The organism is Pantoea sp. ANP04 (assembly GCF_041982285.1).
Classification (GTDB): Bacteria; Pseudomonadota; Gammaproteobacteria; order Enterobacterales; family Enterobacteriaceae; genus Pantoea; species Pantoea eucalypti.
In genome coordinates, this window is sequence record NZ_JAUTYS010000167.1 from 1 (window position 1) to 530 (window position 530).

1 protein-coding gene is annotated in these 530 nt (G+C 65.8%); it reads left to right on the plus strand.

Annotated features, from left to right (window positions below; genetic code table 11):
* Positions 1–530 (plus strand): polyketide synthase (locus Q7C21_RS22925; RefSeq protein WP_375151228.1); only part of this gene is annotated, 530 nt, incomplete at both ends.

A 530-nucleotide genomic window follows, 5' to 3' on the forward strand; every position in this document is an offset into this window, starting at 1 on the left:
CATGGACCCGCAGCATCGGCTGGTGCTGGAGCAGACCTGGGCGGCGTTCGAGGACGCCGCCATCTGTCCGCACGAGCTGCGCGGCAGCAACACCGGGGTATTCATCGGAATCTCGTCCGCCGACTACAACGGCCTGTTGGCCCGTTCCGAGGCCGGGGCCCACGACGCCACGGGCAATGCCCACTCGATCATCGCCAACCGCATCTCTTTTGTGTTCGATTTTCACGGCCCCAGCGCCCCCATCGATACCGCCTGCTCCAGTTCGCTGGTGGCGGTACACAGGGCGGCGCAGTCGATCCTCAATGGCGACTGCACGGTGGCGGTCGCCGGCGGGGTCAATCTGTGCTTCGAGCCCATGGTGTTCATCGGTGCGCTCAAGGCCGGCATGCTCAGCCCCACGGGGCGCTGCAAGGCCTTTGCCGCCGATGCCGACGGCTATGTTCGCGGCGAAGGCGTCGGTGTGCTGATCCTCAAGGACTATCAGCAGGCCCTGGCCGACGGCGACAATATTGTCGCGGCGATCATCGGCT